This window comes from Pseudoalteromonas sp. S1727 (genome assembly GCF_005886375.1).
Classification (GTDB): Bacteria; Pseudomonadota; Gammaproteobacteria; order Enterobacterales; family Alteromonadaceae; genus Pseudoalteromonas; species Pseudoalteromonas haloplanktis.
In genome coordinates this window covers 1-21,083 of record NZ_PNDT01000032.1, presented here as the reverse complement: position 1 = coordinate 21,083, position 21,083 = coordinate 1, and the positions used below count along the sequence as shown (strand labels likewise).

20 protein-coding genes are annotated in these 21,083 nt (G+C 40.9%); 15 read left to right on the top strand and 5 right to left on the bottom strand.

Translation table 11 applies throughout. The annotated features are described in order from the left end of the window. The first annotated feature begins 106 nt into the window (after positions 1–106). The 4 genes from erpA to CWB85_RS09690 all read left to right on the top strand — a co-directional run bounded on the left by erpA (position 107) and on the right by CWB85_RS09690 (position 5,535). On the top strand, positions 107–445 hold the full coding sequence (gene erpA / locus CWB85_RS09705; protein ID WP_016708676.1) for an iron-sulfur cluster insertion protein ErpA: 339 nt from the start codon (positions 107–109) through the stop codon (positions 443–445). Positions 446–597: 152 nt separating this feature from the next. Further along, positions 598–1,692 (top strand): efflux RND transporter periplasmic adaptor subunit, encoded by a 1,095-nt coding sequence (locus CWB85_RS09700; protein WP_138554747.1) that lies wholly within the window; start codon positions 598–600, stop codon positions 1,690–1,692. 4 nt (positions 1,693–1,696) lie between these two features. Further along, the gene (locus CWB85_RS09695; protein WP_138554746.1) at positions 1,697–4,774 is read left to right on the top strand and encodes an efflux RND transporter permease subunit; all 3,078 of its coding nucleotides are present in this window, start codon (positions 1,697–1,699) and stop codon (positions 4,772–4,774) included. Positions 4,775–5,295: 521 nt separating this feature from the next. After that, positions 5,296–5,535, top strand: coding sequence for a helix-turn-helix domain-containing protein (locus CWB85_RS09690; protein WP_016708680.1), 240 nt, complete (start codon positions 5,296–5,298; stop codon positions 5,533–5,535). Positions 5,536–5,619: 84 nt separating this feature from the next. Here the strand turns inward: CWB85_RS09690 and CWB85_RS09685 are convergent, their stop codons facing one another. The 4 genes from CWB85_RS09685 to CWB85_RS09670 are packed head-to-tail and all read right to left on the bottom strand — an operon-like array spanning position 5,620 to position 9,374. Further along, on the bottom strand, positions 5,620–6,999 hold the full coding sequence (locus CWB85_RS09685) for an AmpG family muropeptide MFS transporter (RefSeq protein ID WP_138554745.1): 1,380 nt from the start codon (positions 6,997–6,999) through the stop codon (positions 5,620–5,622). Between the two features lie 46 nt (positions 7,000–7,045). Further along, positions 7,046–7,666: a peptidylprolyl isomerase gene (locus CWB85_RS09680; RefSeq protein WP_016708682.1), complete on the bottom strand. Its 621-nt coding sequence runs from the start codon at positions 7,664–7,666 to the stop codon at positions 7,046–7,048. A gap of 2 nt (positions 7,667–7,668) precedes the next feature. Continuing rightward, positions 7,669–8,223: a YajG family lipoprotein gene (locus CWB85_RS09675; protein WP_016708683.1), complete on the bottom strand. Its 555-nt coding sequence runs from the start codon at positions 8,221–8,223 to the stop codon at positions 7,669–7,671. Positions 8,224–8,225: 2 nt separating this feature from the next. Next, positions 8,226–9,374 (bottom strand): methyltransferase, encoded by a 1,149-nt coding sequence (locus CWB85_RS09670; RefSeq protein WP_138554744.1) that lies wholly within the window; start codon positions 9,372–9,374, stop codon positions 8,226–8,228. A gap of 43 nt (positions 9,375–9,417) precedes the next feature. On the opposite strand from CWB85_RS09670, the gene CWB85_RS09665 reads away from it, so the two are divergent. The 11 genes from CWB85_RS09665 (at position 9,418) to nqrM (ending at position 19,265) form a co-directional block, all read left to right on the top strand. Next, on the top strand, positions 9,418–10,017 hold the full coding sequence (locus tag CWB85_RS09665) for an alpha-ketoglutarate-dependent dioxygenase AlkB family protein (RefSeq protein WP_138554743.1): 600 nt from the start codon (positions 9,418–9,420) through the stop codon (positions 10,015–10,017). A gap of 60 nt (positions 10,018–10,077) precedes the next feature. Next, positions 10,078–10,389 carry a BolA family protein gene (locus CWB85_RS09660; RefSeq protein WP_138554742.1) on the top strand — a complete coding sequence of 104 codons (312 nt, stop codon included), beginning with the start codon at positions 10,078–10,080 and terminating at the stop codon, positions 10,387–10,389. Positions 10,390–10,489: 100 nt separating this feature from the next. Continuing rightward, complete coding sequence (gene fabV, locus CWB85_RS09655) at positions 10,490–11,683, top strand: enoyl-ACP reductase FabV (RefSeq protein ID WP_138554741.1); 1,194 nt, start codon at positions 10,490–10,492, stop codon at positions 11,681–11,683. Positions 11,684–12,051: 368 nt separating this feature from the next. Beyond that, the gene (locus CWB85_RS09650) at positions 12,052–13,395 is read left to right on the top strand and encodes a Na(+)-translocating NADH-quinone reductase subunit A (protein WP_138554740.1); all 1,344 of its coding nucleotides are present in this window, start codon (positions 12,052–12,054) and stop codon (positions 13,393–13,395) included. Positions 13,396–13,399: 4 nt separating this feature from the next. Next, positions 13,400–14,602 carry an NADH:ubiquinone reductase (Na(+)-transporting) subunit B gene (locus tag CWB85_RS09645; RefSeq protein ID WP_016708689.1) on the top strand — a complete coding sequence of 401 codons (1,203 nt, stop codon included), beginning with the start codon at positions 13,400–13,402 and terminating at the stop codon, positions 14,600–14,602. Continuing rightward, positions 14,595–15,344: a Na(+)-translocating NADH-quinone reductase subunit C gene (locus CWB85_RS09640; RefSeq protein ID WP_016708690.1), complete on the top strand. Its 750-nt coding sequence runs from the start codon at positions 14,595–14,597 to the stop codon at positions 15,342–15,344. Before CWB85_RS09645 ends, CWB85_RS09640 begins: the two co-directional genes overlap by 8 nt. Continuing rightward, on the top strand, positions 15,344–15,976 hold the full coding sequence (locus CWB85_RS09635; protein WP_016708691.1) for an NADH:ubiquinone reductase (Na(+)-transporting) subunit D: 633 nt from the start codon (positions 15,344–15,346) through the stop codon (positions 15,974–15,976). Before CWB85_RS09640 ends, CWB85_RS09635 begins: the two co-directional genes overlap by 1 nt. Positions 15,977–15,986: 10 nt before the next feature. Further along, complete coding sequence (nqrE, locus tag CWB85_RS09630) at positions 15,987–16,595, top strand: NADH:ubiquinone reductase (Na(+)-transporting) subunit E (RefSeq protein WP_016708692.1); 609 nt, start codon at positions 15,987–15,989, stop codon at positions 16,593–16,595. 19 nt (positions 16,596–16,614) lie between these two features. Then, complete coding sequence (gene nqrF, locus CWB85_RS09625; protein WP_016708693.1) at positions 16,615–17,844, top strand: NADH:ubiquinone reductase (Na(+)-transporting) subunit F; 1,230 nt, start codon at positions 16,615–16,617, stop codon at positions 17,842–17,844. A 94-nt stretch (positions 17,845–17,938) separates the two neighbouring features. Beyond that, positions 17,939–18,970 carry an FAD:protein FMN transferase gene (locus CWB85_RS09620; RefSeq protein WP_138554739.1) on the top strand — a complete coding sequence of 344 codons (1,032 nt, stop codon included), beginning with the start codon at positions 17,939–17,941 and terminating at the stop codon, positions 18,968–18,970. A gap of 82 nt (positions 18,971–19,052) precedes the next feature. Beyond that, positions 19,053–19,265: a (Na+)-NQR maturation NqrM gene (nqrM, locus tag CWB85_RS09615; protein WP_016708695.1), complete on the top strand. Its 213-nt coding sequence runs from the start codon at positions 19,053–19,055 to the stop codon at positions 19,263–19,265. A gap of 65 nt (positions 19,266–19,330) precedes the next feature. Here nqrM and CWB85_RS09610 read toward each other — a convergent pair whose 3' ends face one another. Beyond that, on the bottom strand, positions 19,331–20,683 hold the full coding sequence (locus CWB85_RS09610) for a M14 family metallopeptidase (protein ID WP_138554738.1): 1,353 nt from the start codon (positions 20,681–20,683) through the stop codon (positions 19,331–19,333). Positions 20,684–21,083: the final 400 nt, after the last annotated feature.

The window sequence follows — 21,083 nt, the reverse complement described above, 5'->3', positions numbered from 1 at the left end:
CTATATAAAAATTAGCTTAACTATTATAAGCAAACTTATCCCTATACTTGATTAAAACACTCGGGTATTAGATAATCGCAATAATGTAGGTATAGAGGGTTATGGTATGTCAGATGAATTACCCATTAAGTTCAGCGATGCAGCGGCTGTTCGTGTTAAACAGTTAATCGACGAAGAAGAGAATCCAAATTTAAAACTGCGTGTTTATGTCACAGGTGGTGGTTGCTCTGGTTTCCAGTATGGGTTTACTTTTGATGAAAAAGCAAATCCAGGCGATTTAGAAATTGTTAAAAATGGTGTGACCTTAGTGGTTGACCCAATGAGTATTCAATATTTAGTTGACGGTGAAGTAGATTATACCGAAGGACTTGAAGGCGCACGCTTTTTTGTTGCAAACCCCAATGCAACGACTACCTGCGGGTGTGGCGCTAGTTTTAGCGTTTAAAGATATTGATTAAAGCCGCAGGTTGCGGCTTTTTTATTGACTAAAATTTAATACCAAAGATAACACTCTAATCTTATTGCCTTAAAACTACTACGTACTCTATTATTTGCACAATCATGCACATTTATTATTGATAGCTAAAAGGAAACTTTGTGTTGAAAAAGCTTGCCCAGCAACTAGAAGAAAAACCCTATATTCTCGCCATAATCATTGTTGTTGCTATTTGTATTTGGATGGGCTCTGGATCAAGTCATGCGAGTAATGAGCAGTCTTCAAGCACTTTTGAGAAAACAGCGAAAGTGCAAGTGGTGAAATTAGTCGCGCAAGACATCAAGAAAACCTTGTCGTTTTATGGTAAATCAGAACCAGATAAGTTAGCCCGTGTGAGTGCACGTCAAGCCGGTGAAGTTAACAAAATTTATGTGCAAGAAGGCCAGTTTGTTGAGCAAGGGGCACTAATACTTGAGTTAGATAAATCTGATTTAGTTGCACAGTTGGGCTCTGCCACAGCACTGTTAAAGCAATATACGGCAGAATATGAAGGTGCGTTGTCACTGAGAGATCAAGGATTGCAAGATCGGGTGCAAACTATGCGCAGCGAAGCGGTATTAGCGCAAGGAAAAGCACGTTTAGCTGGGCTTGAACTGCAATTGGAGCGTACCGAGATCCGTGCGCCTTTTAGTGGCATCATTAATAAACGCCTTGTACAGCTCGGTGATTATGTTGCGATTGGCGATCCTATTTTAGAGTTGGTTGATCTTGATCCTTTAGTGGTTCGTGCTGATGCGACACAAAAAGAAATTACTGGTTTGCAAGTCGGTCAAGCTGTGCACGCCCATGTTTTAAACGATAAAACATACCCAGGAAAAGTGCGTTATATTGCCTCTGTCGCCGACGACAGCACCAATACGTTTCGTATCGAAGCTGCATTTGCCAATCCCGAAATGAAATTTAAAGCAGGTTATTCAACGCAACTTGATATCTCCCTCGATTCCGCGCCAGCGATGTTACTAAGTCCTGCCTACATGGCACTAGATAGTGAAGGCAATATTGGAGTTAAGGTAATAAACGCTGAAAATCGTGTCGAGTTTAAAAATGTGAGCCTTGCTAAATCGACAGCTGAAGGAGTGTGGTTGTGGGGATTAGGTGAAACAGCAAATGTGATCACGTTAGGGCAAGGTTTTGTTAGAGTCGGTGATAGTGTCGAACCTGTGTTTGTTGAAGCTGATACTATAGCGGGCGAATAACGGCATGAAAAATTTAATAGAAGCCTCGCTCAATCATACGCGCACAGTACTGCTGATTTTTATTTTATTATTGATATCAGGGTGGGTGACCTACCAAAATATTCCGAAAGAAGCGAATCCCGATGTAACGATTCCGTTTATTTACGTATCCATCATTCATGATGGTATATCACCCGAAGATGCTGAACGGTTACTTGTAAGGCCCATGGAAATTGAATTACGTTCGATCGAGGGCGTAAAAGAAATGACCGCGGTGGCCAGTGAAGGCCATGCTTCTGTTACGTTAGAGTTTATGGCGGGCATGGATCCTAAAGAGGCGCTTGCCGATGTGCGTGACAAAGTCAGTTTAGCCAAGGCAAAGCTCCCTTCTGAATCAGAAGAGCCAGAAGTTCATGAAATACTCATGGAAGACGAGCAACCCACCATCACTTTAACACTCTCAGGCGACTCACCAGAGCGAGGCTTATTAACCCTTGCGCGTAATTTAAAAGACGAGCTCGAAAGCATCTCTAGCGTATTGGAAGTAGATGTGGGGGGGGATCGTGAAGATATGGTGGAAATTGAGGTCGATCCGCTAGCGATGATCTCCTACGGGCTTGAACCAAACGATATTATTCAACTACTTTCTAACAATAACCGCTTAGTTGCGGCGGGTACTTTGGATACTGGTAAAGGGCGCTTTGCTGTAAAAATTCCTTCGGTATTTGAAACCATTCAAGATGTAATGGAACAACCTGTAAAAGTGGTAGGCGATCGAGTCGTGCGCTTTATGGATGTTGCTAAAATTCGCCGCGCTTATAAAGATCCGAACTCAATCGCACGTATCAACGGCCGTCAAGCCGTGTCTCTTGAAGTTAAAAAGCGTGCTGGGGAAAATATTATAGACACAGTAGCGCAAGTGAAAGAGGTTGTTAAGCAAGCGCAAAAAATATGGCCTGAGCATATTCGTGTTGATTACACCGGTGACATGTCAAAAGACGTTGAAATGATGCTGTCAGACTTACAAAATAACGTGTTGTCGGCGGTATTGCTGGTGGTTATTGTGATTGTTGCAGTCCTTGGTGCTCGCACTGCTTTTTTAGTGGGTATTGCGATCCCAGGTTCATTTCTAACGGGTATTTTAGTCATTTCTTTATTTGGCTTAACCGTCAACATCGTGGTGCTATTTGCGCTGATCATGGCAGTCGGGATGTTGGTAGATGGTGCAATTGTTGTCACAGAATTTGCTGATAGAGCAATGAGTGAAGGCAAGTCACGTAAGCAGGCTTATAAGATTGCTGCTGAGCGTATGGCATGGCCAATTATTGCATCAACGGCTACGACACTTGCGGCTTTTGCACCGTTAATATTTTGGCCAGGAATGATGGGTGAGTTTATGAAGTACTTACCAATTACGTTAATAGCGACGCTATCAGCATCATTACTAATGGCATTGGTTTTTGTACCAACAATTGGCGGTATGATAGGAAAAATTAGACCCCTAACGCCAGTGCAAAAGCAGGATTTAGTGATTGCTGAATCTGGTGATTTAACTCAACTGCAAGGTTTTGCAGGGCGGTATGTGCGTGTACTAGATAGGGCGCTTGATAAACCATGGTGGACCTTACTCGCGGCGATTGTGTTCTCAATTTTAGTATTTATTGGCTTTGGAGCATCAAAACTCGGGGTTGAGTTTTTCCCAGATGTTGAGCCAAATGGGGTAAATATTAAAGTACGTTCGTATAGTGATTTGTCTATTTATGAAAAAGACGTGATCATGAAGGAGATTGAAACCCGTATTTTGGCCGTTGAGGGTATTAAAACCTTGTATGCACGCACTGGTGGGCAAGATCAAATAGGTTCATTTCGATTAAATTTAAGAGATTGGCATGAACGCCCGCCAGCTGAAGACATTATTACCCAAGTTAATGAAATCACAGCAAGCTTTGCTGGGGTTGAGATTGAGATGCGTAAGGATGAAAATGGCCCAGGTGGCGGCAAAGCACTGAGTATAGAGTTAAGTTCAAAATTTCCTGAGATACTCAACCAACAAGCTAAAGTGATCCGCCAAGCCATCGAAAACGATGGGGCTTTTCGCAATGTAGACGACACCGCTTCAAAACCGGGTATTGAATGGCAGTTAAAACTTAATCGAGCCGATGCTGCACGTTATGGCGCAGATGCCGCTATGCTCGGTGCCAATGTGCAGTTAATTACCAATGGATTAAAGCTGGGAGAGTATCGCCCAGATGATGTTGATGATGAAATTGATATTCGCGTGCGCTTTCCACATGACAAACGAGACTTAAGCCGCCTTGAAACGTTACGTGTTAAAACCATACATGGGCAAGTACCGATTAGCTATTTTGTTGAACGCCATGCGGCGCCAAAAGTCGATACAATTCGTCGAGTTGACGCTCACCGAGTCGTGACCATTAACGCTGATATGAAAGTAGGTGAACAACTGGCTAAAGCGTTACCGCGCTTACAAGCACAGCTTAAAGAGCAAGGCTTAGATCCTAGAGTTAAAATCAAAGTTCGTGGTGAAACCGAAGATCAAGATGAATCAGAAGCTTTCTTGAAAAATGCCTTTTTAGTTGCGCTGTTTGTGATGGGTATTATTTTAGTCACTCAGTTTAATAGTTTTTATCAGGCCTTTTTGATTTTAAGCGCGGTGGTGTTTTCAACTGTTGGCGTGTTCTTAGGGTTATTAGTGTTACAGCAACCGTTTGGTATTGTTATGTCAGGCATTGGGGTTATTTCGTTAGCTGGTATTGTTGTTAATAATAATATTGTACTAATTGATACTTATAATGTACTCAGAACACAAGGACTTGCGGTAAAAGATGCCATTTTAAGGACGGGAGCACAGCGCTTACGACCAGTGTTATTAACCACGGTAACAACTATTTTGGGCTTAATGCCGATGGTATTACAGATCAATATTGATTTATTTAATCGCACAATTGATTTTGGTGCACCGTCAACGCAGTGGTGGGTGCAATTAGCAACTGCCGTTGCGGGGGGCTTGACCTTTGCGACTATACTAACCTTAGTACTCACACCTTGTTTATTGATGTTACGTGAACGCCGCAGAGCGTAATATTGATTTATTTTTAGTCACTCACGACACGTGAGTGACTTTCATCATTAGAACAAAAAAACCTAACACCAGTGCAGAAAATGCCAAAATGTATATAAAGCCTTTTTTACCTTGTTTGATCGGGACTTGGTTGTATTTAAGAAAAAAGTACCAAATTAAGCAAAGTACAATGGGCATTAGGAATAATAATCGGAACATAAATCTCTCTCTTTTGTAATGATTATACAGTTTATTAGCATAACTATTTAATTTTAAAGTTAAAAATAATTTATCGTAAAAAGGGTTCATTTCAATAATTTATTTGTTACATTAAAGAGGAACTAAAATTAGACTATTAACTTTAATGTTTGTTTTACAATAAAGTTAATAGCCTATAATAGCAATTACCCGTAACGGGTAATTGCTAGAAATTAGTTATTTCACATGGTTGTGAATAGTATATAATGTATCCAAGAGTGAGACGGGCAAACTTTCACTCTTAATTAATTAAACTTTAAATCATCTAGTAGGAGATGTTTTTTATGATGGGTAAAACAGTTTCTTCTGAAGAAAACTCAAAACTAACCAAATGGCTTAAAACTAAGCGTCATGAGAAAGGTCATACAATGCGTAGCCTTGCTCAAGTACTTGGTACACCGCATTCATTCATTGGTAAAATTGAAAACCAAGAGCGCCGTTTAGACGTGATTGAATTTCTACGTTATTGTGATGCGCTAGAAGTCGACCCGTATGAAGGTTTAGGCTTATTAAAAGAAGACTAATAATTAGTTTTTTTAGCAAGCGCAGGGAAGCGCTTTCATCAATAATTTATTCCCCCATTAATTACTTTCTCCCTTTTCAAAACTTTATTTACTGCCGTGATAGCTACTTTCTAATGCATACAACCGGTGACGAATTAGATATAAAAATATCAATGATGGCAATACCATTAAAGCAGTTAAAATAAAGAACAGCGACCAATTACCACTAAGCCAATCATCAATCACTACACCACTATAACTTGATAGTAATGTTCGTCCTAAATTCCCTAATGATGCTAACAATGCATAATGTGTTGCACTAAATGCTCGATCGCAAAGCATTGATATAAATGCCACCATAGCCACTAACGACCATGCTTGAGTAAAACCGTCTACAACAATCGCCATTGCATATAAATGCTCTTGTGGTCCGGCTAATGCTATCCATGAAAACATTAGATTAGATGCCGCCATTGCCACACCACTAATAAATAACCCTTTTACGATGCCGTATTTATGATTAAAAATACTGCCTAAAAATGCAAAAATAATAGTAATTAAGCCAGTCCCTAGTTTTGAGTAATTAGCAATTTGGGTATTAGTAAAGCCAACCTCTTTATAAAATACAATCGACATACGGGCTAAAAATGCTTCGCCAATTTTAAATAAGAATATAAAGGCAAGTAGGGCGAGTGCAGTTTTAACCCCGTTACGGGCGAAGAAGGTTTTAAATGGGTCGAACACCGTCACCGCCAGCCATGCGGCCAGCTTAGTTAACTGTGTTTGCTTACCAAGAGATAGTTTTTGTTGGTAAATACGCTCTAACTCAGCGTGCACAGCTTCTCGATTTGATTTAGGCTCTTTTGCCCAAAACACGCAGCTCATTAGCAGCAGCATGATCATTGCTAAAAAGTAATACACTTGCGGCCAATCAATGTTTGGCATATCCGCCATATAAAAGGGGATAGCGCCCAGTAGCGCATAGCCGCTCCACCAACCTGAAGTGGCCATAGCAGCGGCTGCGGTCGCTTTGTGGCTTTCGTTTTCATCTAAGGTATCAATACGAAACGCATCAATTGCGATATCTTGGGTAGCGGAGGCGATGGCAATGAGTAAACATAAAGCAGCAGCGACGCCTAAATGAGCGGTGATATCGAGTCCCGCCAATAAAACCACACCAAGTAAAATAAAGCTTTGGCAAAGCAGTATCCAACTACGGCGTTGACCAAGCCAATTATAAAGCAGGGGAAGTTTGATACGGTCAACCAGAGGGGACCATAAAAAGTTTATACTGTACGCACCAAAAACAATGCCGAATAATCCGATCATACTACGGCTTAAGCCTTCATCTTTGAGCCAAGCTGACATTACTGAGCCAATTAATACCCAAGGAAAACCACTGCTCATGCCAAAGATAAACACATTAATAAGGCGTTTATCTTTAAAGTAAGAAAAATATTCTGCTATCGACAAGTTTTTAGTCATAACGCCTTCAATGGCAAAGAGAGCGACTCGCTCTCTTTATTAATAATTATAATGGAGTTGGCTCTAATACCGTCATATTTAAAATGACAACGGGAGTTTTAGGTACGAAGTCATAACCAATTTTCTCGTTAAATCCAGTTTCGACCTGCATGATTTTATCAAGCGTCTCATAACCTTCCATTACCATGCCAAAAACAGCAAAGCCCCAATCTTTGCCTGGGTTTAGGTGGTCGTTATCATCCATATTAAAGAAGAACTGGCGAGTGCCAGAATGTGGTTGGCGGTCTTGGTAGGCCATAGCAATACTATACATATCATTTTTTGAACCATTGCCACTTTCGTTAAAGATTGGTTCGCCTTCGTACACACCATCATACTCCTTGTCGTAGCCACCACCTTGAATAACAAAGTCACGATCGTTTTCTACATCACGCTCTACACGATGAAACACAGTGCCTTTGTAGCTACCATCCATAACGTAAGTTAGAAAATTATTGACGGTGATAGGAGCTTTTGAGCGATCCATTTCAATGACTATTTTCCCCATCGTGGTGGTGATTTCTACACGAGGAAACATATTGTTTTTCTGAACAAAGCGTCCTTCGGTTGCTGCTATCAATGGTTGGCTCAACAGTAATAAAACCGCTAATAAAAATACACGTTTCATGATTAACCTTCTAAAAATGCAAGTAATTCAGGGTCTGATACCATGCGGGTTATTAGTTGCTCAGTCAACTTATTAAGTTGACCTTCAATTTTTGCTCGATCATGGCCAAGCGGTCCTTCAAGGCTGGCATTACCTCGATAAATTTTACTAAAGTTACTGCTGCTACGGATCACCCGTACGCCAAGTTCAATTTTTGCATCGCTAGTGTGGGTAACCAGCTTTTCTGTCACGACAGCTTGTAAGGTATGAATATCAACTTCAAAGCGTGTGGTTGCTAAGTTTGAAATACTGGCGCCATTTCGGCTAAGTGCGCTATCTAGGGCACTTTTAATTGATTCTGTTAGCCCTTGACTGGCAATGGTTTGCGTTTTATCTGAAGTAATTAATTTTAAAGTGGCAGGATCACCACGTAAATCAATCACACTCGTATTTAAGCTTTGGCTAATAGAGCTGAGCTTGCCGCCCTGATAAACCGGATTCAAGATCATTTGATTCGGTTGGCTAGTACAGGCCGACAGTGCTAATAAAGCACAGCTAGGTAAAATGTATTTCATCATGGTTATAACATCCCATTATTTTTAGTCGCACTTAATACTACAAATTTTTTATTTGAACCAAGTAACTTACAGTTGCCAAACATGCGTTTTAGTTTGTCATGGTAGTCTAGATGGCGATTACCAATAATACGTAATTCACCGCCATTTTTTAAGGTATCTTTGGCTTGTTTGAACATTTGCCATGCAATGTGATCGGTCACCGCTTGTGCTTGGTGGAAAGGTGGATTACATAGCACCATATCTACACTTTCGCGCTCAAACCCAGTTAAACAGTCATTTTCAATAAATGAACACTGTTCGAACTTATCTTCCATATTGAGTTCTATGTTTAACCGTGCTGATTCAACAGCCATATAGGACTCATCTACAAAGGTGACCTCAGCGTTTGGACAGCGCGCGAGCGTCATTAACCCCACCACACCATTGCCACAACCTAGATCAATTATGCTTTTGGCTTTACTGGTTTGTGGTAAGTAATTAAAAAAGAACCGCGCACCAATATCTAGAGAATCACGAGAAAATACATTGGCATGATTACTAATGGTAAAGTCGCTGCCTTCAAGTGGCCAACTGACAGGAAAATCTGCGGCTTTATAGCCACCTTCAGCATGACTGATAATTAAACGTGACTTTTTAACGGCTAAACTGGTTTTAGTTTCACCTATAAACTGCTCAAATGCTTTAATCGTCGAGTTGTGTACATCTTTGGTTTTAGCTGCCCCGATTACCGCTGTGCCGGGGGCTAATACTTCACTGAGCTCTGAGAGTTGGTATTGTAAAAAAGCTAATGTGCGTGGCACTTTTAAAATCACCAAATCAACCTGCTCAGGCAAAGCAGATAAGCTATCAAGCTGACTAAAAGCTGTAGTCGCAATTTTATTCTCAGCTAAATTGTAAGCAGCAGCTTGGTGGCTAATATATGAATCATTCACTGAACAAACCGTTAACTGCTGTTTGCTAAAATAACACGACAAAGCACCAAAGCTGTCGTTTAAGATCAGCAAAGAGCGACAATCGGGATAATGTTCAGTAACATAGTCAATTAGATATTCGTCAGCAGAATCCCAAGCTTGTAAGCTGCGGTTTTTTTGATCTAACGGAAAACGTTCAAGAGTAAAGGTTGTATCGCCGAGCTGTGCTTGCGTGGTCATAATAGTTTAATGATCGGTAATCAATTGATAGGTAAATTCTAACATGCAACGGCAAAAGGCCAACCCCCATATGTTACCAAATGGCTTTTCTTATCAAAGAAGCGCATTGAGCGCACAAAAAAGCCTCGATTTATTTTATCATCTGCAGCAAAGTTTAAATTGGCAGCAACCCAATACCACCGTTTATGGGCGAACAGGCCCAATCCCACGGTTGCAATGTTTTATTAGTGATAACCAGGTTGAATATGGTTACTCACACAGTAAGTTAGTGGTTGAACCTTGGCCTAGGGTGTTATTAGCCATGCGAAAACGATTGGAACGCCATTTACAACAACCGTTTAATTCTTTGTTGGTCAACTATTACCGCGATGGCAATGACACTATGGGTTGGCACAGTGATGATGAAATTGAACTCGGACCAAAGCCAACGATTGTCTGTATCTCTTTAGGTGCAGAGCGGGTGTTAAAACTAAAACATAAGGCCAGTAATAAAGTAACCGATTTATTACTTCACAGTGGCAGTTGTTTAGTGATGCATGGTGACAGCCAGCGGGATTACCAACACGCAATTGCAAAGCAAACAACGTTAGCTCACCCTCGTATAAGTTTGACATTCAGGTATATTTTACCAAAACCCAGCTAGCCAATTTACAAACTTAGTTGTTATAGTATGGCCCTCATTAGTTATGGATCGGCCCTTTATATGTCAATGCAGCAGCAGATACAAAGCAAAATAGCAGACGCGATTGCTTGCAAGCACCTTAATGTCATTAATGAAAGTCATATGCATAGTCGCGGTGAAGAGTCGCACTTTAAAGTGATTGTTGTTAGCGAAGAGTTTAGCGGCAAACGTTTATTGCAACGCCATCGACAAATTAACGAAATATTAAAAGATGAGCTTGCAAATCATATTCATGCATTAGCAATTCATACCTTTACCCCTGAAGAATTTAGTGAGCAAAGTGGTCAGGTTGCTGATTCACCTACCTGTTTGGGTGGTTCTAAATTAGATTAACGGCCAGGTTTGATTGGGCATAACACTCATCAGACCTGTATTTTTACAATTAGCCTTTAAACTAGCGCTAATTTTTATTGAGATAGATATAGGATGATCAATGGTCATTAAGCCTAAAATTCGCGGTTTCATCTGTACAAATGCCCACCCAGTAGGCTGTGCAGAGCACGTACAAGAACAAATTAACTATGTAAAACAACAAGGCGAGCTAAAAAATGCGCCTAAAAATGTACTAGTTATCGGTGCTTCTACAGGTTATGGCCTTGCATCGCGCATTACTGCTGCGTTTGGTGGTGGTGCTAAAACCTTAGGTATCTTTTTTGAAAAAGAAGGCACTGAGCGTAAAACCGGTTCTGCGGGTTGGTATAACACTGCAGCGTTTCAAAATGCGGCCGACGAAGCTGGGCTTTGGTCTAAGAATATCAATGGCGATGCGTTCTCAAACGAAATCAAGCAAAAAACGATTGAAACAATCAAAGCTGATTTAGGTAAAATTGATTTAGTGATCTACAGCTTGGCTTCACCGCGCCGTACTGATCCAAATACAGGTGAAACATATTCTTCTACGCTTAAGCCAATTGGCAACTCTGTGACGACGAAAAACCTGAATACGTCAAAGCGTGAAATAGATGAAATAACTGTCGAGGCGGCAAGCCAAGAAGATATCGATAACACCATCAAAGTAATGGGTGGTGAAGATTGGGAAATGTGGATAGACGCTTTAAAAGAAGCAGGCGTTCTAGCTGACAACTTCAAAACTACCGCTTATACCTATATTGGTAAAGAGCTGACATGGCCAATTTACGGTCATGCGACGATCGGTAAAGCAAAAGAAGATTTAGACCGTGCAACGGTTGCTATTAAAGAGTCGACTAAGTCATTAAATGGTGAAGCATACGTTTCGTCACTTAACGCCGTAGTAACACAAGCAAGCTCTGCTATACCTATTATGCCACTTTATATCTCTGCTTTATTCAAAGTAATGAAAGCCGATGGCACTTATGAAGGTACGATTGAGCAAATTCACGCGTTATTCACTGAGAACTTATATGGTGATTCTCCACGTTTTGATGACGGCGGTCATTTATTCCAAAACTACAAAGAACTGGAAGATGACGTGCAAGCACGTATCCAGACTGTGTGGGACTCAGTTACTACTGAAACAATTGACGAATTAACGGATTATGTGGGTTACCATAATGAGTTTTTACGTTTATTTGGTTTTGGTATTGATTCGGTTGATTATGAGCAAGAGGTTGATGCCGTTGCTCCGATTGCCAATTTGATTGATTAATAAACAATTGATTGTTTAAAAGTCGCTACGGCGACTTTTTTTATGATCAATCTTTTTTTCTGTATTTTTGCTTAATTTCTCTCCTTGCTCGCGAGCAATAGCACTTTGGTCTATATTGAATTTTATTCAAATGCGGCGATTGAGCTAAATAACCACATCTGTCGTATAAATTTCATATTTACACTCGCATAGTAGTCACGATTAATGTTAAAATTCGGGCAATATATGTGAGGAGTTTAACTGCGTTGCTTGTTTTGAGATTAAAACAGGTAGTTCTTTGATATCTTGAATTTAGCTTGAGTAGTCACAAAGGCGACGTGGTTGGTACGATTTTTCAGTTTCTTTCCGTTAATGTAGTGCAAGTGCGTATGATCAACATAAAAAAAGGTCTGGACTTACCCATAGAGGGCGCACCTCAGCAAGTTATTCATGATGGCTCTGCCGTCAAACGTGTAGCTGTGCTAGGTGAAGAGTTTATTGGTATGCGTCCAACCATGCATGTTCGTGTGGATGACCAAGTTAAAAAAGGCCAGGTACTTTTTGAAGACAAAAAGAACCCAGGTGTATTATTTACTGCCCCAGCTGCTGGTACAGTAAAAGAAATTAATCGTGGTGCAAAACGTGTGCTGCAATCTGTCGTTATTGAAGTAAATGGCAGTGAGCAAATCACCTTTGACTCTTTCTCAGCTGAGCAACTTTCGAGCCTCGACCGTGAAAAAGCCAAAGAAGTACTTATTCAGTCAGGTCAATGGACGGCGCTTCGTGCTCGCCCATTTAGCAAAGTTGCGGCTGTGGATGCAAATCCTAGCTCTATCTTTGTGACCGCAATCGACACTAACCCTCTTGCTGCAGATCCTGCGGTAATTATTGCTGAAAATGCGCAAGCATTTGAAGCGGGTTTAGCTGTGGTTTCGCGTTTAACTGACGGTAAAGTATTTGTTTGTAAACAAGCAGGTAGCCAAGTACCTAGTTCATCAATCCCTCAAGTAGAAGTGCATGAGTTTGGTGGCGTACATCCGGCTGGCCTTGTTGGCACACATATCCATCACTTAGACCCAGTCTCTGCAAGCAAGCAAGTTTGGCATATTGGTTACCAAGATGTTATTGCCTTTGGTCACTTATTCCTAACGGGTGAAATTAGTACTGAACGTGTGGTTTCGCTTGCTGGTCCTCGTGTTAAGAACCCGCGTTTAGTGAAAACTCAACTAGGTGCAGCGCTTGATGATTTAGTTGCCGGTGAGCTAGAAGACGGTGATAACCGTGTTATTTCTGGTTCTGTTTTATCAGGTGCTATTTCACAAGGTCCTCAAGCATTCTTAGGTCGTTACCATGTTCAAGTATCAGTATTACTTGAAGGTCGTGAAAAAGAATTGTTTGGCTGGATTGCTCCAGGTACAGACAAGTTCTCTGTAACACGTACATTCTTATCTCATCTTACACCGAGTCGTTTATTTAAAATGACGACGTCAACAGGTGGTTCAAAACGTGCCATGGTACCAATTGGTAGCTATGAGCGTGTAATGCCTTTAGATATTTTACCAACGCTTTTATTACGTGACTTAATTGCACGTGATTTAGACGGTGCTATTGCTTTAGGTGCGCTTGAACTTGATGAAGAAGATTTAGCGTTATGTACCTTCGTTTGTCCAGGTAAATACGAGTATGGTTCAATCCTACGCGATTGCTTGACTACGATCGAGAAGGAAGGCTAGAGAGATGGGTTTAAAGAAATTTCTAGAAGATATCGAGCCGCATTTTGAAGCCGGTGGTAAACATGAAAAGTGGTATGCACTGTATGAAGCAGCGGCAACTATTTTTTATACCCCGGGTTATGTAAATAAAGGCAAAACACACGTTCGTGATAACATCGACCTAAAACGTATGATGATTTTAGTGTGGATGGCGACATTCCCTGCGATGTTTTTTGGTATGTTCAATATCGGTCATCAGGCCGCGGGTGCTTTAGCACAAGGTTTTGAACTAGCAAACTCTTGGCAAGTAGGTTTATTTCAGTTATTTGGCGGTGAATTAACGGCTGAATCTGGATGGGGCGCAAAAATGTTCTACGGAGCATGTTTCTTCTTACCAATCTACGCAGTAACCTTTGCTGTAGGTGGTTTTTGGGAAGTATTGTTTGCCTCTGTACGTAAGCATGAAGTTAACGAAGGTTTCTTCGTAACCTCTGTATTATTTGCATTGATCCTACCAGCAACTATTCCACTATGGCAGGTTGCATTAGGTATTACATTCGGTGTTGTTATTGCTAAAGAAATCTTTGGTGGTACTGGCCGTAACTTCTTAAACCCTGCTTTAGCGGGCCGTGCGTTCTTATTCTTCGCATACCCAGCGCAAATTTCAGGTGACACAGTATGGACAGCAGTAGATTCGTTCTCTGGTGCAACTATGCTAGGTCAAGCGTTTGTTGGTTCACTAGATTACAGCAACATGGAGCTATGGTGGAATGCGTTTTACGGTTTCATTCAAGGTTCAGTAGGTGAAACATCGACTCTTGCATTGTTAATCGGTGGCTTGTTCTTAATCTACGTGCGAATTGCGTCTTGGCGTATCGTGCTGGGTGTATTCTTGGGTATGGTTGCAACTGCATTCTTATTAAATGCAATTGGCTCAGAGACTAACCCAGTGTTTGCAATGCCTTGGCATTGGCACTTAGTACTAGGTGGTTTTGCTTTTGGTATGTTCTTCATGGCGACAGATCCAGTATCTGCTGCTTTTACCGACAAAGCAAAATTCGCATACGGTGCATTAATCGGCTTTATGGTAGTGATGATCCGCGTAGTAAACCCTGCTTTCCCAGAAGGTATGATGCTAGCGATTTTATTTGCTAACTTATTTGCGCCATTATTTGATCACTTTGTAGTGCAAGCTAATATCAAGCGGAGGTTGGCACGTAATGTCTAGTAATAACGAATCAATCGGCAAAACGCTAACCGTTGTTGTTGCACTATGTTTAGTGTGCGCAATCATCGTATCGTTTGCTTCAGTTCAGCTTCGCCCTTTACAGCAAGCTAACAAAACGCAAGATATTCAAAAGAATATCTTAGCTGCAGCGGGGATTGATGCTGTTGAAAATATCTCTGATACGTTCAACGCAAAAATCGAAGCGCGCGTGGTAAACATGCAAACAGGTGAGTTTGTTGAAACTGACCCTAACTCATTTGACTTTGAAAAAAGCAAATTTGACCAAAAAATTAGTTTTGCATTAAAAGCAGAAGGCATCAAAGACATCGCTGGTATTCAGCGCATGACTAAAGAGTCACCTGTTTATATCTCGAAAAAAGCTGACGGTTCTACAGACGCTATCATTTTACCAATCCAAGGTTACGGCCTTTGGGGTGTAATGTATGGTTTCTTAGCGCTAGAAAGCGATGGCGAAACAGTTAAAGATATTAACTTTTATAAGCACAATGAAACACCGGGTCTAGGTGGTGAAATTCAAAACCCACAATGGACAGCAACATGGGGTGGTAAAGAGTTACCAGTTGATGTTGTAAAAAGTGGCGCTAAAAATGATCATCAAATTGATGGCCTTTCAGGTGCAACTTTAACGTCTAACGGTGTTGATCACGCAGTTGATTTTTGGACTGGTGAAAACGGCTTTGGTCCTTTCCTTGAGAAAGTGCGTAAAGGAGCGTTGAAATAATGGCTGATACTAAAGAAATGAAGTCGGTCCTATTTGGACCGGTACTGGCAAATAACCCGATCGCGTTACAAGTACTTGGTATTTGTTCTGCGCTTGCGGTAACGTCGAGCTTAAAAAATGCGTTAATCATGTCAATTGCGTTGACTTTGGTAACAGCATTCTCAAGCTTCTTTATCTCAATTATTCGTAACCAGATCCCGTCATCAGTACGTATCATCGTGCAAATGACCATCATTGCGTCGCTAGTAATCGTTGTTGACCAAGTACTTCAGGCTTTCTCTTATGCTACGGCTAAAGAGTTGTCGGTATTCGTTGGTCTAATCATTACTAACTGTATCGTAATGGGTCGTGCAGAAGCGTATGCGATGAAGTCACCGCCGCTTATGTCGTTCCTTGATGGTATCGGTAATGGCTTAGGTTACTCAGTAGTGTTACTTACTGTTGGCTTTATTCGTGAACTATTTGGTAAAGGCACATTGTTTGGTGCTGAAATCATCCCTCTTGTACAAGATGGCGGTTGGTATCAGCCTATGGGTCTATTGATTTTACCTCCTAGTGCGTTCTTCATCATTGGTTTATTCATATGGGTACTTCGTACTTATAAGAAAGACCAAGTAGAAGCGAAAGGGTAAGGGGTAGATAGTGGAACATTATATTAGTTTATTCGTAAAAGCGGTTTTCATTGAAAACTTAGCTTTAGCCTTCTTCTTAGGTATGTGTACTTTCCTTGCTGTATCAAAGAAAGTAACAACGTCTATCGGCCTAGGTGTGGCAGTTATCGTGGTATTGGGTATCTCTGTACCGGTAAATAACTTGGTTTATCATGCGGTTCTTGCACCGGGTGCATTAGAATGGCTTGGTTATCCTGAAGCGGATCTTAGCTTCTTACGTTTCTTGACTTTCATTGGTGTAATTGCAGCACTAGTACAAATTCTTGAAATGGCATTAGATAAGTTCTTCCCTGCACTATATAACGCGTTAGGTATCTTCCTACCATTGATCACAGTTAACTGTGCAATCTTTGGTGCGGTATCTTTCATGGTAGAGCGTAACTATAACTTCGGCGAGTCTGTGGTTTATGGTATCGGTTCTGGTGTAGGTTGGGCGCTAGCAATTACATTACTTGCTGGTATTCGTGAAAAAATGAAATATTCAGACGTGCCAGATGGCCTACGTGGTTTAGGTATTACCTTCATCACAGTTGGTTTAATGGGTCTTGGCTTTATGTCATTCTCTGGTATTTCACTTTAATAGGTAGCGAGGATAAATCATGAGTTATGAGATTTTCTTAGGCGTTGGTGTTTTCATCGCTATCGTTGTACTACTAGTTTTAGTCATCATTGGTGCTAAATCTAAGTTAGTTGCAAGCGGTGACATCATCATCGGCATTAATGGCGACCCAGATAAAGCTATTAAAACATCAGCAGGTAGCAAGCTTTTAGGTGCGCTATCTGAATCAGGTATCTTCGTATCATCTGCATGTGGTGGCGGTGGCTCTTGTGGTCAGTGTCGTGTACACATTAAAGAAGGTGGTGGTGATATCCTACCAACAGAACTTGATCACATTTCTAAAGGTGAAGCCCGTGAAGGCTGTCGTTTAGCGTGTCAGGTAAATGTTAAAAACGACATGGAAATTGAACTAGAAGAGTCAATTTTCGGTGTTAAAAAATGGGATTGTGAAGTTATCTCTAACGATAACAAAGCAACGTTCATTAAAGAACTTAAGCTACAAATTCCTGATGGTGAATCAGTACCGTTCCGTGCCGGTGGTTATATTCAAATTGAAGCCCCTGCGCACCACGTTAAATACGCTGATTTCGATGTACCTGAAGAGTACCGTGGCGACTGGAACCATTTTGGTTTCTTCAAGCTGGAGTCAAAAGTAGACGAAGAAACAATTCGTGCTTACTCAATGGCTAACTACCCAGAAGAAGAAGGCATCATCATGCTTAACGTGCGTATCGCTACGCCGCCACCAAGAGATTTAAGCTTACCTTGTGGTAAAATGTCATCGTACATTTGGTCACTAAAAGAAGGTGACAAAGTGACTATCTCTGGTCCATTCGGTGAGTTCTTTGCCAAAGACACTGACGCTGAAATGGTATTCGTAGGTGGTGGTGCTGGTATGGCGCCAATGCGTTCACATATCTTTGACCAGCTTAAGCGCCTAAACTCTAAGCGTAAGATGAGCTTCTGGTATGGTGCGCGTTCTAAACGTGAAATGTTCTACGTAGAAGATTTTGACGGCTTAGCGGCTGAAAATGATAACTTCGTATGGCATACAGCACTTTCAGATCCGCAGCCTGAAGATAACTGGGAAGGCTATACTGGCTTTATCCATAACGTGTTATTTGAGAACTATCTTAAAGATCACGAAGCGCCGGAAGATTGTGAGTTCTACATGTGTGGTCCTCCAATGATGAACGCCGCTGTTATCAATATGTTGAAAGACTTAGGTGTTGAAGACGAAAATATCTTACTAGATGATTTCGGTGGTTAATACCAAAACTAAATAAAATTAGTTAAAATACTAGCCCCGTAACAATAGCTGTTACGGGGCTTTTTTATATTCTAACTTAACTAAGTAGGCTGCAATGAATAGAGTATTTCATCCACAAGGCATCATTGCCTTATTCTTCCTTACCCTCACTTTACTCATTAGTGGCTGTGGCCAGAGCGATGAACCACAAGAGCTTTACCTTGAAGGTAAAACGATGGGCACGACCTATCACATAAAGGTGTTTGCCAAGCAAGACAAGTTAGACGCATTGAACTTACAGCCAGAGATCACTCAGCTACTTAAAGATATTAATCAATCAATGTCGACCTATATACCCGATTCTGAGATCAATACATTTAATCGCCTCGCTGCGGAGCAAGTGATGCCAATTAGTAACGATTTTAGAGCGGTTGTTAGTGAGTCTATCCGTCTTGGCGAATCAACAAAAACCCTTGATGTAACTATGGGCCCATTAATTGATTTATGGGGTTTTGGCCCTGATAAAAAACCAACAAAACGTCCAACCGACGCAGAGTTATCAGCGATGATTGCACAAATTGGCGTTGATAAATTAATACTGACGGAGCAAGGATTAGCAAAAACAATCGATGGTTTGGAGCTGTCGTTTTCAGCTACTGCAAAAGGCTATGGCATAGATAAAGTGGCTGAGTTATTAGAAAGTCACGATTTATCTAATTACATGGTTGAGATTGGCGGTGAATTAAGAGTTGCCGGTAAAAAACCTCATGATCAAGATTGGCGCATCGCGATAGAGCAGCCGGATACAGAGCCTGGGGTGCGTAAAGTACATCGCGTTTTAGCGCCGGGTAATAATGGTATTGCCACATCTGGTGATTACCGTATTTTTTATGAAATGGAAGGGGTTACTTACAGTCATTTAATTGATCCAGCAACTGGGATGCCGAGTCGCCATGATTTAGTGTCGGTGACTGTACTACATCCATCCGCGATGACTGCTGACGGCCTTGCAACAGCGCTAACGGTAATGGGAATGGATAAAGCTAAGGCTTATGCTGAAAAATATGATTTACCCGTGTACTTAATTGGCAAATCAGATGATGGTTTAGTGACCTATTCTAGCCCAGCATTCAAACCCTATTTGTAGACAAGCGCAAAGCGGTTTATAATACACGCAGCTTGATGACTAGCATCAAGCATTTTTATTGCTGAACAATAGGGGCTAAGCAATGTCACTTTTTCTTCTTACTTTTGGTTTATTGATTTTAATCGTTGCAGCAATGGCTGTAGGCATGATAGTGCAAAAGAAGTCTATGGCTAGTAGTTGTGGCGGTTTAGGCTCTGTTGGTATCGATAAGGCCTGTGATTGCGACGATCCATGCGATAAACGCAAAAAGCGTATGGCCAAAGAGCAAGTTTGGAAAGAAAACCAAATTTTATAATTTATCTCTGACTGAAAATTTAAGTTTAGGTTAGTAAAAAGCGCCTCGTGGGCGCTTTTTTGCGTTTACAATTTAATTAATTGCTCTCCTAGCACTGCATATTTGACAGTACCTTGTTCACGTAATATAAAAGCCGCAGCGCCATGGCGAGTAGGCATAGCTGAAAGCGTATTGGCACATTGATAGCTTAACCAGTCACTTTGGTTGTTGATTAGTGTTAAATCACCAGAAAAACAGCTGTAGCCTTGTACTAATAGTTGACGATACTTCTCGGTTGTAAGGTCTAATGGCTTTGCTAGTGGGTAAGCTTTACCTGCATCAAAGCTGAGTGTGTGGGCATCTAGCTGGGTAAACCCCTGTCGAATACTGCTTATATCTCCCAGCTCATTGATTTGTGGGTAGCGTCCTTTAGCGTTAATCGCAATATCAGTAACGTAGCTGCCTTGTGGGCTGAGAATCGTCACATCATTGATGAGTAAATCTACCCATGCATCCTTAACATTAAACGGGATTGCTTGGTAGGTTGCTATTTCTTGTTGTTGCCACTTGTTAGATATCAGCTCATCAATCATTTGTACATACAGCATCCGATTGATTTTGCGAGCAACCTGCCGGTTTGGATCATGAGGGTAGGCGCCAGATTCTATCAGTATGGTACTGATCCCCATTTCAGAAAACGTATCACCAAAACTTCGGTATGAGTAGCTATCATTATACTTTGCTAAGTGATTGGGAACCTCTTGTTCAATCAGTTTACTTAGTTGCGCAATTAATTTCATGGCATTGCCACGGCTTAGGTTAATTTCACGTTGCTGATTATATGCAGGAGCTAAAACAGATATGGTTGCAGGGAGGCCTTTTTCACCTGCACCATAATAAGCGTTTTGGTCATGAAGATTAAAGCCAAAGTCTGGCTTAAAACTTTTCGCCGCAGCCATCAAAAGCTGGCCTTCAGGCGTTCTCAGCGCTTTAGCGTCTCGGTTTAGATCGATGCCTTGCGCGTTAAAACGCGTTTGCAGTTGTGCTCCGTCAGGGTTAATCATTGGAATGACCATTAATGATAATTTGTTTTGCCAGCTTTTTCGCCACGTCTTATTTTCATCGTCGATTACATAGCTAAGAAAATCCATTAATGCCGCACTTGCCGTATTTTCATCCCCATGCATTTGGCTCCACAGCATTACTTTAATTGGCCCTGAACCAATATAGAAGGCATCAATTGGCTGACCTAAAAATGATTGCCCCAGGTTTTTTCGGGTAATTGCGCTATGAGTTGCCAGAGAATCAAGTACAGGAGCAAGATCTGTGGGTTTAATAGCAGGCTTATTCAGCCCTTCAACTTTATGAGTTGCAATAGGTGTAGCAGTTAAAATAAATGAGCAACTAAGTAAGTATAGTAGTATGGCATTGCGAATCATATCAATATCCTAATATTCTTATTTTTAATTTCAATAGGAATATTATATCTAAACATTCACATAAAAAAATATTTAAACTATAGCTGCAATCATTTTATTAAAACGTGAGAGTTACTTTAATTTATATGTAATTAATTGTTTATTATCAAAAATAAAACAATTAAAGGTTGTTTTATTTAACATTTAGGTAAACTTTCAGGTCGAAATATAGACTAAAGTATATGGGTTAATTTTTTTCATCTATCGGATTTATTTTTATCAGTTGTCAGCCTTGAGCTATTACACTAAATTTAGTTTCAAGGAAGCGAAGAGCCGCTAACAAAGAATCTTTATAATTGTGTGTGAAGATGTTGTCAAAGGCGGTTCAAGTTTAGTGGTGACTAAGCTTGAGCTGTTTTTA